We start from the raw sequence: 13,207 nt of genomic DNA on the forward strand, positions 1-13,207 counted from the left end.
CTTGCAGAATGATCCTCGCGTATGGATTGGGTCGAGTTGCAGGGCTGTCAGCCGATGGGGTTGAGGCCCAAGCCGGCCCAACAGGCTGCGACGAGCAACGCTGCAGCAATCGCCGGACCGAATGGCACCATGACGACGCCCTTCCGGCGCAGCGGTGCTGCCTCAAGAATGAAGATGATGCTCGCCGCGCCAATGAAGAGCGGAAGATGCTGGATGCCGACCCAGGCTCCGCCGGCAGCCGCGAGCGCCAGATCGCCGCCCGAGAACAGGCGCTCTCCACGTGCGAGCGAGGCGGCCTTGAACGCGAACCACATAACGATGAAGCCGGTGAATGCGCCGACGATTCGCGCATAGGGATCTGCCTCGAAGGGCGAGAGCAACAAGCCCGCCCAGGTCAGCGGAATTGTGATCACCTCCGGCAATACCTGGTGAAGGTAATCCGTCCAGGCGAGGGCAAGGCCGGCCCAGGTCAGAACGAGGAGCGACAGTCCGACAGGACCGAGACCAAACTTCCATGCGATCAGGCCGGAGATCGCTGCCGTGACACCCTCGATTAACGGGTAGACGGGGGATACGCGAACCGAAGCGCACGGACAGCGGCCTCGACGGACCAGAAATCCGATCACCGGAACGATACTGAGCGTGTCTAGCGGCCGGCGGCATGCGTCGCATCGCGATGGCGGGTAGGCGATGGAAAGCCCTGGCTCCGGTTCTTCAGCGATGCCGAGCTGGTGGGGGAGGCGTTCTGCGGCAACGCCACAAAGGCTTGCAATCACTGCGCCAAACAAGACTGCGGAGGTGACTGCTAGCCAGGACGGCATGCCCTCCAGGGCAAGCAGCACTGACGACGGGCCTGAGATGATGGTTTCGATCACGGCGTCTCGGGGGCGGGCTGGGCGGCGGCTGCAAACGCCGCGGGATTGGTTTCGAATAGCTCCCGGATCATTACGGACGCATCAAACGCCGAGGCGACCTCATTGAAGCGCTGGATGGCCGATCCGACTGGGTCGTTCTCGGCATACCACGTGAGGCGCTGTGCTCCGTTTAGTGGACGAAGAGCAGCCAGGGTCTCTGCGGATACCCGGGCAAGAGCATTTTCGAGGACCGGCGCGTAGTGCTTTAGGAAGGACTGCGTCAGTGCAATCCGGGTTCGCTCGTCGGCATCCGGAGCGACCTGGGTGACGATCGATACGACCCGCCCGGTCAGCGCGTCCTTCAGGCGAGCGAGGGTTGCGGGCAGGTCGCTTGAGCGGAAGTCGTGCCAGGCTAGCTGACCGAGGAGGCCTGCGACTGCGCCGGCTACGGTCATCTTCACAGTTGCATCACGAGCGACGTACGTACCCTCGAACGGGTTGACGTCGAACCGTGAATCCGAAACGTCGAGGGCAGAGAGGATGGTTGCCGTATCGCGGATGAGATCGATCGGAATGTCCGCGAGGATCCGCTCCGCGACAAAATCGGCGATCGAAGGGGCAACATTGCGCACCATGACCGGATCGACATTGTCCGGGGTTGTGCCCTGGACTCCGCAGGCGACCGCGATGGAAAGTCGCCTGACTTTCTCGGCGTAGTCGCGCAGCGCCGAGCCCTCGACGAGCTCGGAGACAGGGAGCTTCCCGGCGGCGTAGACCCGGAAGATCGGACCATTCTGGTTCAAGAACTGCTGGATACGAATGCGCTTCCCGAAGCCCTGTTCGTCGCGCTCGATCTCGTCGGTCTTGGCCTTGTCCACCTTCGCAACGGCAGCCGTAAGGTTTGCCAGCGCATCTATCATCATCGCGATCCTTCTTCGCTCGTGGCGATCCTGACCTCGATGTCCTCGTCATCGACACCTTCGAGCCCGTTCTTGACGAGCCAACTGCGGAACGTGGACACGACTCCATCGAGCACGCACTGCTCGGTGTCGCAGGACCGGCGCAAGAGATTCACAATTGGCAGAAAAAGTAAAAGGGGAGCCGAGGGAACGATTTCCGTCACCCGGTAGTAGAGCAACGAGCCCGGATCTGACCGCAGCCGAACATGAAAGCCGCCACGCCCCTTGCGGGATGCGACGATCGGCGCCCAGTTCTCGGCGGCTGCGACAATCAGCGAACCAAGGAGATGCCTCGGAGAAGAGATCTCGCTTTCGCGGACCATGAGCCCGTGCAGCCACGGTTGCTTTCCCTGCAGCGTTTCGGCGACGATCGCGTCGATCATCTTGACGAACGCCCGGTCCGGTTCTTCTGCGGGGCGAGCGAAGGCCTTGGCGGCTACACGATCCTCCATATCAGCACGCTCGGCCCGCCAGGCGCGCTGCGAGTCGGTGATCTCATCGGGAACGTAGGGACTGGTCCCGGGCGCCAGCGTCTGGAGCAGCCTTTCAATCCCCTGGATGCCTGGCGGAGACGTGGTGGCCAGTGCGCGGGTGGCGACGAGGACGCTTTCGCTGACGGGCAGCGGCCGCATTCCTGATACCAGGGGCGGCTTGGCGAATGCCATCGGAACGCCAGGCGCGAACACAATGCCCGTGCAGCCGGCCGCAGCCGGACCTGCCAGCTCCTCGAACGCCGCTGCAGCGGCGTCGGCAAGCATCTGCGGCTCGATCTCCCGGCCGTCCTTGTCCTTCCAGCCTGATCCGGCCGGCGAAAGGCCCGGGACGCAGACGAAGACGAAGATACCCTCTTCAGGGTGCGCAAGGACGGGGCCGCGGGCAGCGGTCGGCTGGAACAGCACGTAGTGATCCTCGAGCTGGTCTTCGATCGCGAGCACGAGAGCGCGTTCGGCCTCCCCCAAATTCTGCCTTGGCAGAGCCGGTACCATCCGGGCCATCGGTTATCGAATCCTTCTGTGGACGTTCGAGAGAGACTTTGACAGCGAGCCCGATTGCGGCGCAACCTCACTTTGGCTCCGCGGGGAATCCTTTCCCCACAAAATCCGATCAAATGGGGACATTATGGAAGAGCAAATCGCCGAAGCGCCGGGAGTGAGGGGGCGCAAGCCATTGCCGCCAGCCGGAGAAAGCCACCCTTTCATGCGGTGGTTCGGCAGCATCAAAGCCGACGGCTGCGCGCGCCGGGAGCGGAGCCGGGAAAACGAAGATCTGCTCCTTGAAGACGAGGCTATGAAGCAATTCGCGGTCGGCGCCGAAAAAGGAGGCGTTGTGGTGCTCGGCTGCATTGCGTCGGATTTTGCGGCGATCAGTTCGGTGCCATGGACGTCCGCGGCTTTACTCCGTGGTCATGCGAGCAAGGACTGGATCGCGCTGGCGACCAAGGATGCCCGCATGAAGGGGGCAAAAAGCATGAATGAGCTGCCTATGCGGTTGTGGCTGCCGGTTGCCGGCATCAAGATGGATGTGTTCGGTGAAACCAGGGCCGCCACGCTGCGCTTGCGCGAGATCCAGGTGAGCAATGGAAAGGCAGAGGTGAAATCGGGAGGTATTCCGCCGCTCGACCTGCCGCTGTTGATGCGCGGGCGCTGGTAGCCGAAAATGACAATGGCCGCCAATTGGCGGCCATTTAGATAATCGTAGTCGATAGCCATCGTCCCCTAGACAAGCATCCCGAGCGCCTGCATGTAAGTCTCGAGGATCGTCTCTTGCTCCTGGCGCTCCTGAGGATCTTGCTTCCTCAATGAGATGATTTTCTTAAGCGCCTTCACGTCGTAGCCGTTGCCCTTAGCTTCGGCGTAGACGTCTTTGATATCGTCCGAAATTGTCTTCTTCTCTTCTTCGAGGCGCTCGATGCGCTCGATGATCGACTTGAGCTGATCCTTTGCGAACCTGGTCGCCGGCTCATCCTGTACTTCAGCTACTGACACTGATCGTCCCCCGTATGGTGATGGTGTGATATCTCTTGATCCAGTCGACGTGACACGCGCTTTTGAAAGCGGTCAAGCAATCGCATCGTGGAAGCAAGGATTAATGTGGATGACGTGGGAAAGAAGCGGGGGAGGCCGATGACCTCCCCCTTTTCTCCTACATGCGCGGGGCCGGCGGCGCCCAGCTCGGTTCGTTACTGAACGGCCGGTTGTTTTCGAGACCCGGCGCCGGCGCTTCCGGCGCGCCGACTTCGAATGCCGACATCAAATGCTCCATGTCGGCGAGCGCGCTATGGATGCGCTCGGGAGCCTGGGGGCGACGGCGCGGCGAGACCGACGTCCCGCAGGCTGGGGTCATAATGGCGTGCTCAAGTCCGATCATCTGTGTTGTTCCTGTTCAAACCGGGCCGGCTCGCTTGCGCCATGCACGGTCGCGTGGCACGTTCCGGCTCTCGGAGAGCAATCTAATCCTTGAGCCTGCAAGGGGGAAGTCGAAAATGCCAGATCTCGGCACGCCGGCCATGCGCCGGTGGTTCCGTAATCTTCCTCCGGACGTGAGCGCGGTGCTTACGGACGATCTGGGGGTTTGTCCGGAAGAGGCCGTTCGTTCGCTGGTCGATCGATTGACTGCAGCGCCGATCGAGCAGGCAGCCGAGATCATTCGACAGCACGATCGAGTGGTTGCGGATATGGGGCGGGCACGTCGGGTGCGACTTCTGGCTTGGCTGAGCAAGCGGATTACGGATCCTTCGCATATTCTCGCCTATGAAGCGATTTTCGATGAAGAGGGAGGCCAGGGCGATGGTTCGTCCCGACCGGTGAGTGCTCGCCTCCTATACGAGGATGTGGCGCTACTGGTTGAGCACTGCGTTGCGCCGCGGATGTCACGCCACGCGCTCGATCCTGCAGCGCTTGAGGTCGTAACCAGGTCGGCTCAATTGGCCGTGATGAAGAGTGGGTTCTCGGGAGGTCTGTCGTGATGAGGTTGCCATTCCGCACGGTGTTTTTGAGGGCAGCCATCGCTTTCGCGATGGCTGTGGCCCCTGCGGTCGCGCTTGCACAGCAGGTTGGCTGTGACAGTTCGATCGCCAGCGCCCAGGACACGTCCCGGCTGAACTTCATCAGCGGTCGTTCGATTCTTGCGGGACAATCCTTCTCGCAGAAGCCTTCGTCGTTCAAGGACATGACCTGCCTCGAGAAGCTGTTCTCGTTCGGCAATCAGTCGATGGACATTCTGTTTCAGCCGCCCAGCATGTCGAGCTTGCTCAGCCTGATCCAGAATTTCGCCTGCCAGGCGATGTCGCAATACATCGGTCAGGCCGGCGGCGGGTTCCAGAACCTGCTCAATCAGAGCTTTGGTGGCCTTGCCGGCGGCATCAATGGCGGCAGCTCGCTCGGCGGCGGAGGGGCAGGGCAGATCATCCCCGGGGTCAACATCGGAAGCATCATGACCGGGACCATCAATGGCCTCGTCATGCAGGGCAACAACAACTTCAACAACGTCAGTCTCAATCCGATGGCGCTGTTCTCGCAGCAGAGCGGCGCCAATCTAGTCCCGCAGCAGACGCAAACCATGGGGCAGCTCTATGGGGGGCTTCACTGATGACCGGAGATGGGTTGCGAGCGCTGGTGCGTTTCACCTTGGCTGCCGGCATGGGGCTTTTGGCGATGTCGGCCAGCATGCACCGGGCTTTGGCGGAGACGAAAGTGTCAGAGCCGCGCGAGGCGGTCGTCCCGAAGGACGATCCCAAGGCGCGGGAGAGGGTCATTGCGCTGGCTCAGTTCGGATACTGGCTGTCCGGTAACAAAGATGGCCGGATGGAGACTGCGGTCACTGACCTCAACGGGGACGGAACCGCCGAGATCTTCATTCGCCTCGTTGATGCGACGACCTGCGATGCGGATCGCAAGGTTTGCAAGACGATGGGCCTGAAGCATGACGGCAAAGAGTGGAAGGTCGTCTTTGATCGTCCGACCTCGAGCATCGAGCTCGGCAAGCCCGGAAAGGACGGCATGCGCGGGATCCTTGTGAATGGGTACGAGGCTCGCAGCTGGAACGGCCGTTTTTATCAGATTGACGTCAGCAGCATGAAGACGATCCAGGTGAAGCTGCAGACCGAGAACGGCGGAGCTCGTGCGGTCGAATTGGCGCGGGGGTTTGGCAATGCTGCCGAGAAGCTGGTCGCGACCAAAAAGGCCGTCATCTCATCGGGAACAATCGATCTTGGTATCGGCAAGGCCGTGATTGTTCGGCTCGAGGGCGAGGCGGCTTGCGGGGCCTATATCGGTTGTCCGTTCCGGGTGCTGGTGAAGGACACCGGTGGTCGCGATGTTCCTGTGCTTGAGAGCGCTGCGCGCACGGTGGACGGCAAGGCCGACATCAAGACGCTGGCTGTGATGCGTGGCGGCTGGAACACCCTCATGGTCACTCCACCCAATGGCACGCCGCTGCTTGCGGAATGGGATGGTCAGAAATACTCGATGGAGACCCGCCGATGAAAAAGGCTTCCCTCCTCGTTTCGGTTGCAGCGCTTGCGTGTCTTGCGCCCGCTGCGGCACTCGCGTCGGCGGACGATTTCATCGGCCGCTTCTGCGCCAACGGCAATTGTGTCAATCCGACCATCACCCGACAGCAGATGCGACCGACATGGGACGCATTGACCGCGACGGGCACGGCGCAGTTTGTCGGCGGCAGCATCGACGGCATTCGGCTTACGCCGGCGACGATGGTTGCGGGCGCCATGACCGTGGGCGTGCCGGCCTTCGATACCTTGTTGAGGACGGGGCAGGTCCCGTTTGCCGGTTCGGATGCGCGCGCGGCGACAATGAGCGCCATGACCGGCGTTCAAAATGTGGACATTAACTCGACTGTCGGAATGCCGACGACGGGCTCGGCGGCAAGCGGGGCGCGTGATGCGGCCTCCACGATCAACAGCCTTGCTGCCGTGGTCAGCGGCCCCAACGCTGATCTTCCCAACGCGCAGTCCAACAATGGTTGCGACTCCCAGCTTGAGCGTATGCAGATCGCGTCTGCGGCGAACTTCGTCAACAACCGGGCGACGCTTGCCGGGAGCGATGCTGGTTTCACCCGCAAGGACGGTATGGGCGCGAGCCAATCGGCGACCAATGAAATCGGTAACGGCGGTCGGCCGATGTCGGCAGGCTTTACAGGCATGAACTGCCTTGGAAACCTCTTCAATTTCTCGAATCTCGATATTCTGTTCAAGCCGCCATTGATGAACAACATGATGAGCCAGCTCGGCTCCATGCGTTGTGGGCCGGCGATTTCGGGCATCTCGAGCATTTTAAACCCGGTGTCGTCGTCGTTCTTCCAGACGAACGGCATGGGCGGATTTCTGCCCGGCATGAACCTGTCGCAGTTCGCCGGCCAGCTTAACGGGGCTGCGCAAGGCAATTTTACCGGCATCGCAAGTCTCGCGATGTCGCTGGGTGGTGGCAGCTCGACGGTGCAGCCCAACACCAACATACGGACGATGGGATCCCTCTACGGCGGAACTGGAGTGCACTGATGAGAAAGTCGACCACCTACCTCGCAATCGCCGCTCTGGTGTCTGTCGTCGCGATGCCTGGCATGGCATCTGCGCAGCAGGGGTGTTGTTACGACTACAACAATGAGTCGACCAACCGCGACAAGATCATCGATTCCTTCACCAAGCAGATCAACGCGATGCAGCTCGCCATCATCGAGGCGCTGCGTCTCGGGACCGGTCAGACGACCGGCAATATGCGTGAGCAGACGACCGCCCAGCACAATCTGGCGGACGTGCAGGACGATCGTCGCGTGGTCGGCAATGTCGAGAAGGCCCGGTTGGACGCCATTTCTCAGGCCGCTTCTGGTGCTTCGACCTGTAACGTGGCGACATCGGCCTCCGGCGGCTCTTTGACGAAGAACGTCGAAGCGACCCGCGCGGCGCTGACCCAGCAGATGACCAAATGGGCGACAGGCAACGGCGACAGTCCCACGGCACAGGGACCCGACCTTGCCGTGCAGGCGCGCATTCAGCAGCACTGCTCGCTCTACTCCTCGGCCGCGGACCAGATCTCCGGCCTATGTCAGAGCGGCGGCCAGAGCCAGATGGAGAATGCTGACGTCGACATCTCCCAGTCTATGTTCTATGCGGACCAGGGCGGCTACATCGGCTCGCTGCCGCTCGAGCGGTTTACTGCAGCCCAGCATTTCCTCGTGAACGCGCTGGATCCGTCGCCGGATGCCCGCATGGTGGCGGGCTCGGGTGCAACCGCAGCCGGCCGCGAGATTGCGGGCCGGTTCGCTTCCAACACTGCGCGCATGTCAGTTGCAACCGACACGGCAAACTTCGTGCTGGCTGAGCTTGCACCGCGCACAGGAGGGCAGATCGCGACGAACAGTGGCGCCATGGACGTCAGTCAGTGGGCCGATCAGACCAAGAGCTCTGTGATTGGGTACAGCGACCGCAGCTATTCGAACGGTGTGTCCTGGTACGACTGGATGGATCTTCGTTCGCGTGCCTGGTTCCAGAACCCGCAGTGGATGGTCACGATGGACACCCAGTCCGGTGAACAGGCGCAGAAGGATTCGGCGGCGATCCTTTCCTTCATGGCCTATCAGAACTGGGAGAATTATCGGCTTCAGATGCGAGTGGCCATGACACTTGCAACGATGCTCGCTATTCAAGTCGATGAGATCAGGGGAAGGGCCTTCACGCGGAAGTAGGCGGGCAGGCCAAGAGGAGATTAACATGAGTCTCGACGCCTTGCTTAAAGCCGTTGCCGCGCTCCCGCCGCAAGACATCTCGGAGCTGGATGACGTTGGCGTTCCGGCTTCGGCGGCCGTTGGCGATGAAGCTGGGGACCAGGCTCCGTCCATTATTGCCGCTGACGAACCCGGCGTTGATGTGACCGTCGAGGCGGGCGGTGTTGATGTGGATCCTCACGCTGTCCCGACACCAGTTGAGGCTGGTGTGGCGATTGAAGTTCTGCCTCCGGAGCAGTTTTCAGCGGCGCCAATCGTACCGGCGGATGCGGATCAGTCGGCTGATATCTCGACCGCCGCGGAAGCGGTTGCCTCGGTAGAGATGGCGCCGCCGACTGCAGAGGAAACAGTTTCTCCGGTAGATGTGTCGCTTGACGCGGCTCTGGGCGACATTCCGAAGCGGGATATCGCCAACGAGACTGTCGAGCCCGCAATCCAGACGGACGAGCAGAAGGAGTCCGCGAGAAAGGCGGCTGCCGAGGCGCTGGGCGCGGATCCCTCGATGGCTTCGTCTGCAGCGCCGGCGGCGTCATCCTCGTCTGAAACTACGACGTCGGTCGCCGAGGCGACGCAGGAAGCGGCACCGCCCGCGGCTGAACAGTCCGCGGACGAGAAAGCGGCGCCCGCTGTCGAAGAGGCCTTCGTATTCGATGCCAAGGAGGCCGCTGAGATGGGTCTCCCGGCGGACGTGGTCAGGATGATTGCGGCTCTTCCGGCAGCGCAGGCGCGGCAGTTTGTGGAAGGCTTGCGGGCCGAGCGCGGCGCCGCTGGGACGGCGGCTAGGGAAGAAGCCGACCGGCGCCGACCGCGGGCCGGCGGAGGCGGCGGAGGTTTCAGTCTCTTTGGTGGCCTGGGATCGGCTTTGGGCGCCGCGATGCGGCGTCCCAAGGGCAAGGCCGATCCTGCGACGTTGCTCAGTCCGGACAACATCCGTTCTCGCATCGAAGAGCTGCGCCGAACCGAAATCCTCGATCAGGCGGCCCGGGTATCGCGTTCCCATGCAGGAATGACCGATGCGAGCAAGGCCTTCAACGCGGCTCTGCTTGCGACCGACGCGGGGAAGGCCTTCGAGTCGAAGGTCGATGAACTTGCGGCTGCGCATCCTGAGATCGACCGCCGCAAGATCATGCAAATGTCGATGAACGGGACGCTGGGCTCGGCGATTGGCTCCGATCCACTGAGGCCTCTCGTGGGAGAGGCTTTCAAATCCGAACCTGTCCGCAAAGCCTGGAACGATATGGAGCGTCACGCCGACGGCATCGAGAAGCACGGGAAGGTGATGCTCGAGCGGATGAAGGCATTCGAGGAGCATTTCCCGAAAAGCGTGGATACCGAACGCCTCAACAAGGTGGTGGAGAGCGCGATGGAAGGCATCGAGAAGGGGTTCGATGAGGCCATCGCGCAGTCGCCGGAAGCGAAGCGCGCGTGGAAGGATCGACTGGAGGCGCTCGCAAAGCAGGTCCGTGAGTTTGTTGAACGTCTGCTGGCCAAGCTCGGGTTCGGACCTCGGTAATAGATTGGATGGATAGGCTTTTCATCATCGAGGCGCCTGGCAAGGCGAAAACGCTCGAGAACCTGCTTGCCAAGATAGGCATGCCGGCGCGCGTTCAGGCGACCAAGGGGCATCTCATGTCGATGCCTGACAGTCTGCGGCCGCTTGGCATCGACAGTGCCATGCGCGACTTCGCGCGTGTTCCGCGGGATCCAGCGGTGGCGCTGCGGGTCCGCAAGGAGGCTGAGCAGGCAAAGTCTGTCTACGTGGCAACGGACGCCGACCAGGAAGGCGACGTGATTGCGTGGGATGTTGCGGAACTGATCCGGGACATCCATTCGGCACCTTTACGCGTCAAAATGCGCGGCATGGACGAGGCTTCGGTTCGTGAAGCCATCGAGCAGGCTACGCCTGTCTCCAAGGAAGATGCGATCCCTGGGCGAACGCGGGCGATCATTGACCGAATGATCGGGGCGACCTTTTCGACTGGCGATATGGCCGTCGGGCGGGTGTCGACCGCCATTCTAGGCCTTGTGCGTCGGGATCAGCCGACCGTTAACCGCGTACGCCTGGTTGCGCCGGCGAAGGGGGGCGGGCGTCCCTGGATCGCTGAAGCGGATGTGAAGGCGCCACTCGACAAGGCGATTTCCATGCGGCTTGTAAGGCTCGACTTTCCGGCGCTCGACATGAAGGGCGATCGTGGCCCGCAGGTCGCAAAACCCGGCCATATGGGAGACATTCTGGTTGCCGTCGGTGACAAGCTCAATTTGTCGCCAAAGGACGCATCGGAATCGATGCAGCGCGTTTATGAAGCGGGTCGCATGTCCTACCCGCGCGCGGGGTCCAGGGGCTTGTCGGACGCCGCGGCTGCGAAAATCGCGGCTGTTTTCCGGCGCAGTGGCCACATGGTTCAGGCTGCCAATTACGAGAAGAAGGCCGAAACGGAGGTGCACGATGCTCCCTATCCGATCGGCACCGCCGACCCCAATCTTGATCCCAGCAAGCTCAGTCAGGACGAGGGCGTGCGGCAGGTCGTCGTTCGCGGTCTTGTGCGCAGTGGTCTGCGCCCGAGCCTGCAGGTCGCGCAGACCGAATCCCTGGTCGATTTCTTGAAGTCGAAGGGGTTCTCGGAAACGGTTGCCAAGGCGGTCGCTGAGTTCGACTGGCGGCGAGAGCATGGTCCGCGGGTGCCGGGGCAGGACAGCTATCCAGAGTCGGAGGTGATTTCCCGACGGCCGGATACCGTACTCCTCGAGGCCGCTGTGAAGGCCGGCCTTGGCCGGCCCTCGACCTGGCCGAAGCACATCGAGCATTTCATCAATCGCAAGCTCGTCGACAGCAATCTCGTGCTGACGGAGCGTGGGCAGCAATGGATCCAGGCCTCGCCCGCCAAATTGCTCGATCCGCGGCTCTCGGCGGGGATCGAGCGTGCCTGTGAGGCGCGCGGGGCGATGCTGATGAATGATCCTGACCATGAGCCTTGGGAGCTGCTGTCGGCTGCGATTCTGGCGAAGCTCCCGGCGGAGATCCGAGAGCCTCTCCATGCCGGTATTGCGATCGAGCCGCCGCATCCGAAGGTGGATATCGTGCAGATGCTCTCCCTCGGCGAAAGCCTAATCGAGAAGATCTCGGCCGAGCCGGCCAACACGTTGGAATACGCACCGGCCGGCGAGTATTGATCAGGAGCGCGCGGTGTTCCACGACGTCATCGTGTACGACACGGAAGCCAGCGACGACGATGTTCGTCATGCTCAGGTTCTGGAATTCGGAGCGGCGTTCCTCGATCCAAAGTCGATGGAGGAACGCGAGGTCGTCGAATACGATATTCGCTTGCTACCCTATGTTGTGCCGTCCCCTGCAGCGATGGCCGTTACGGGCTTCGATCCGGAATCGCTGACGGCCCGCGGCCGCTTGCCCGAGCATATCGCGGCTCGCCGCATTCAGGACACGCTGCGTCCGCGAGCCGGCCTACGCGGCTTTGTAGGCTGGAATACGCTGAGGTTTGATGACGAACTGATCAGGTGTTCCTTGCTCTTCAAGAACATGCTGGATCCGTGGATCTGTTCGGGGCCAAAAGCTCGTCGGATCGACGGCATGGCATTGTCCCAGTTCGTCCATCTTGTGAAGCCAGAGGCTGTTTTGCCCGGGCGTCGAGAGGACGGAACTCCAACCTGGCGGTTGTCCCACGTTGCTGCTGCCAATGGCTTTCCGTTCGCTGCGCATCGAGCGACCGCCGATGCCCGGGCAACCGGCAAGATATTCGCATTGTGCGTAGCGCGTGCGCCTGAGGCGGTGGAAGCCTGGGTTCGTTGCTGCGACGGCCGCCGGATGGTTGAGCTGACAGACCCGAGCAAAACTCAAGTCTTGTATCAATTTACGCATTTCGGTGTGCCAAGGCTCGAGCCAGTGATGCCCCTGTCGTCCGATCGCGGCAGCGTGCTTGCGGCCAAGCTCGACGAGGATCTCGGCTATCTGCTGGATAAGGATCCCGAAGGGCTCGCCGGCGCGATGTTCAAGCCGGGTGCTCCCGCCTGCACCTTCAATCCCAAGGCCTCGACCCCAATTTTCACGCTGGATGAGGCGCGTGCTCTCGGGCTTGACTGCGGGGATAGCGTGGCGCATCGCCGGCGGGCTGCGGAGCTCTTCCAGGCTGACGTCGGCGGTGTAGCGTCGGCGGCGCAGATGATCTCTCGCCGGGGCATGCCGGAAGCTGTAACCCCGGAAGCAAGGCTCTACGCCGACGGGATGCCCTATCAAGGTGCCGATCGCGGCCGCGCTGAAGCATTTCTTGCCTCGGCCGACAAGATGGCCAAGATCAACATTGCCGCAAGCTTCTCGGATATTCGGTTGCGTGAGTTCGCAGCGAGAATGCTGGTCGTCTATGACGGAGCGAGCAGCACAGACTTCCATGCCGCGGTTGGTGAACCGCGTGGCAGGCGGCTAGATGCCCTTGGTCGTAAAGCCCTGGAGCGTCCGCATGCCGACATCTCGGCACCCTGGGAGACAATCGCCAAGGCGAAGGCGGATGCCGAGCCTGGCCGGGATGGCGGTTATCTCAATTGGCTGTCCGCAAGGTTTTCCTCGTCAGAGTCCGAGCCACCTATGGCAACCGATGAAGCTTCGCCGGCTGTCGGGCAACTCAATTTTGGCTTCTGATTTCGGTG

14 protein-coding genes are annotated in these 13,207 nt (G+C 61.9%); 9 read left to right on the forward strand and 5 right to left on the reverse strand.

What is annotated here, in order from left to right; all coding sequences use genetic code 11:
• Positions 1-47: 47 nt before the first annotated feature.
• The 3 genes from ACVIGB_RS00235 to ACVIGB_RS00245 are packed head-to-tail and all read right to left on the reverse strand — an operon-like array spanning position 48 to position 2,808.
• Entirely contained in the window at positions 48-875 is an 828-nt protein-coding gene (locus ACVIGB_RS00235) for a prepilin peptidase (RefSeq protein ID WP_456717658.1), read from the reverse strand.
• Positions 872-1,774: a hypothetical protein gene (locus ACVIGB_RS00240; protein ID WP_456717657.1), complete on the reverse strand. Its 903-nt coding sequence runs from the start codon at positions 1,772-1,774 to the stop codon at positions 872-874. Before ACVIGB_RS00240 ends, ACVIGB_RS00235 begins: the two co-directional genes overlap by 4 nt.
• Positions 1,774-2,808 carry a hypothetical protein gene (locus ACVIGB_RS00245; RefSeq protein ID WP_456717656.1) on the reverse strand — a complete coding sequence of 345 codons (1,035 nt, stop codon included), beginning with the start codon at positions 2,806-2,808 and terminating at the stop codon, positions 1,774-1,776. Before ACVIGB_RS00245 ends, ACVIGB_RS00240 begins: the two co-directional genes overlap by 1 nt.
• Positions 2,809-2,932: 124 nt before the next feature.
• Between ACVIGB_RS00245 and ACVIGB_RS00250 the strand changes: the two genes are divergently transcribed.
• Positions 2,933-3,463: a hypothetical protein gene (locus ACVIGB_RS00250; protein ID WP_456717655.1), complete on the forward strand. Its 531-nt coding sequence runs from the start codon at positions 2,933-2,935 to the stop codon at positions 3,461-3,463.
• Between the two features lie 65 nt (positions 3,464-3,528).
• Here ACVIGB_RS00250 and ACVIGB_RS00255 read toward each other — a convergent pair whose 3' ends face one another.
• Together ACVIGB_RS00255 and ACVIGB_RS00260 are read right to left on the reverse strand one after the other, a co-directional pair.
• Positions 3,529-3,828: a DUF2312 domain-containing protein gene (locus ACVIGB_RS00255; RefSeq protein WP_456718248.1), complete on the reverse strand. Its 300-nt coding sequence runs from the start codon at positions 3,826-3,828 to the stop codon at positions 3,529-3,531.
• 127 nt (positions 3,829-3,955) lie between these two features.
• The gene (locus ACVIGB_RS00260; protein ID WP_456717654.1) at positions 3,956-4,180 is read right to left on the reverse strand and encodes a hypothetical protein; all 225 of its coding nucleotides are present in this window, start codon (positions 4,178-4,180) and stop codon (positions 3,956-3,958) included.
• Positions 4,181-4,295: 115 nt separating this feature from the next.
• Between ACVIGB_RS00260 and ACVIGB_RS00265 the strand changes: the two genes are divergently transcribed.
• The 8 genes from ACVIGB_RS00265 to ACVIGB_RS00300 all read left to right on the forward strand — a co-directional run bounded on the left by ACVIGB_RS00265 (position 4,296) and on the right by ACVIGB_RS00300 (position 13,199).
• Positions 4,296-4,778 (forward strand): hypothetical protein, encoded by a 483-nt coding sequence (locus ACVIGB_RS00265; protein ID WP_456717653.1) that lies wholly within the window; start codon positions 4,296-4,298, stop codon positions 4,776-4,778.
• The gene (locus ACVIGB_RS00270; RefSeq protein ID WP_456717652.1) at positions 4,775-5,401 is read left to right on the forward strand and encodes a hypothetical protein; all 627 of its coding nucleotides are present in this window, start codon (positions 4,775-4,777) and stop codon (positions 5,399-5,401) included. The genes ACVIGB_RS00265 and ACVIGB_RS00270 overlap by 4 nt, the downstream gene beginning before the upstream one ends.
• 104 nt (positions 5,402-5,505) lie before the next feature.
• Entirely contained in the window at positions 5,506-6,297 is a 792-nt protein-coding gene (locus ACVIGB_RS00275; RefSeq protein WP_456717651.1) for a hypothetical protein, read from the forward strand.
• Positions 6,294-7,328 (forward strand): hypothetical protein, encoded by a 1,035-nt coding sequence (locus tag ACVIGB_RS00280; protein WP_456717650.1) that lies wholly within the window; start codon positions 6,294-6,296, stop codon positions 7,326-7,328. The genes ACVIGB_RS00275 and ACVIGB_RS00280 overlap by 4 nt, the downstream gene beginning before the upstream one ends.
• Positions 7,328-8,512 carry a hypothetical protein gene (locus tag ACVIGB_RS00285; RefSeq protein WP_456717649.1) on the forward strand — a complete coding sequence of 395 codons (1,185 nt, stop codon included), beginning with the start codon at positions 7,328-7,330 and terminating at the stop codon, positions 8,510-8,512. The genes ACVIGB_RS00280 and ACVIGB_RS00285 overlap by 1 nt, the downstream gene beginning before the upstream one ends.
• Positions 8,513-8,537: 25 nt before the next feature.
• Positions 8,538-10,064, forward strand: coding sequence for a hypothetical protein (locus ACVIGB_RS00290; RefSeq protein ID WP_456717648.1), 1,527 nt, complete (start codon positions 8,538-8,540; stop codon positions 10,062-10,064).
• An 8-nt stretch (positions 10,065-10,072) separates the two neighbouring features.
• Complete coding sequence (locus ACVIGB_RS00295; protein WP_456717647.1) at positions 10,073-11,722, forward strand: DNA topoisomerase; 1,650 nt, start codon at positions 10,073-10,075, stop codon at positions 11,720-11,722.
• A 13-nt stretch (positions 11,723-11,735) separates the two neighbouring features.
• The gene (locus ACVIGB_RS00300) at positions 11,736-13,199 is read left to right on the forward strand and encodes a hypothetical protein (protein ID WP_456717646.1); all 1,464 of its coding nucleotides are present in this window, start codon (positions 11,736-11,738) and stop codon (positions 13,197-13,199) included.
• Positions 13,200-13,207 lie beyond the last annotated feature (8 nt).

This window comes from Bradyrhizobium sp. USDA 4341, assembly GCF_054063755.1.

What these genes read in the sequence shown, in the direction of transcription:
- ACVIGB_RS00240 (WP_456717657.1), bottom strand. Translation starts at nt 1,774, where the DNA reads ATGATAGATGCGCTGGCAAACCTTACGGCTGCCGTTGCGAAGGTGGAC.
- ACVIGB_RS00245 (WP_456717656.1), bottom strand. Translation starts at nt 2,808, where the DNA reads ATGGCCCGGATGGTACCGGCTCTGCCAAGGCAGAATTTGGGGGAGGCC.
- ACVIGB_RS00250 (WP_456717655.1), top strand. Translation starts at nt 2,933, where the DNA reads ATGGAAGAGCAAATCGCCGAAGCGCCGGGAGTGAGGGGGCGCAAGCCA.
- ACVIGB_RS00260 (WP_456717654.1), bottom strand. Translation starts at nt 4,180, where the DNA reads ATGATCGGACTTGAGCACGCCATTATGACCCCAGCCTGCGGGACGTCG.
- ACVIGB_RS00265 (WP_456717653.1), top strand. Translation starts at nt 4,296, where the DNA reads ATGCCAGATCTCGGCACGCCGGCCATGCGCCGGTGGTTCCGTAATCTT.
- ACVIGB_RS00280 (WP_456717650.1), top strand. Translation starts at nt 6,294, where the DNA reads ATGAAAAAGGCTTCCCTCCTCGTTTCGGTTGCAGCGCTTGCGTGTCTT.
- ACVIGB_RS00285 (WP_456717649.1), top strand. Translation starts at nt 7,328, where the DNA reads ATGAGAAAGTCGACCACCTACCTCGCAATCGCCGCTCTGGTGTCTGTC.
- ACVIGB_RS00290 (WP_456717648.1), top strand. Translation starts at nt 8,538, where the DNA reads ATGAGTCTCGACGCCTTGCTTAAAGCCGTTGCCGCGCTCCCGCCGCAA.
- ACVIGB_RS00295 (WP_456717647.1), top strand. Translation starts at nt 10,073, where the DNA reads ATGGATAGGCTTTTCATCATCGAGGCGCCTGGCAAGGCGAAAACGCTC.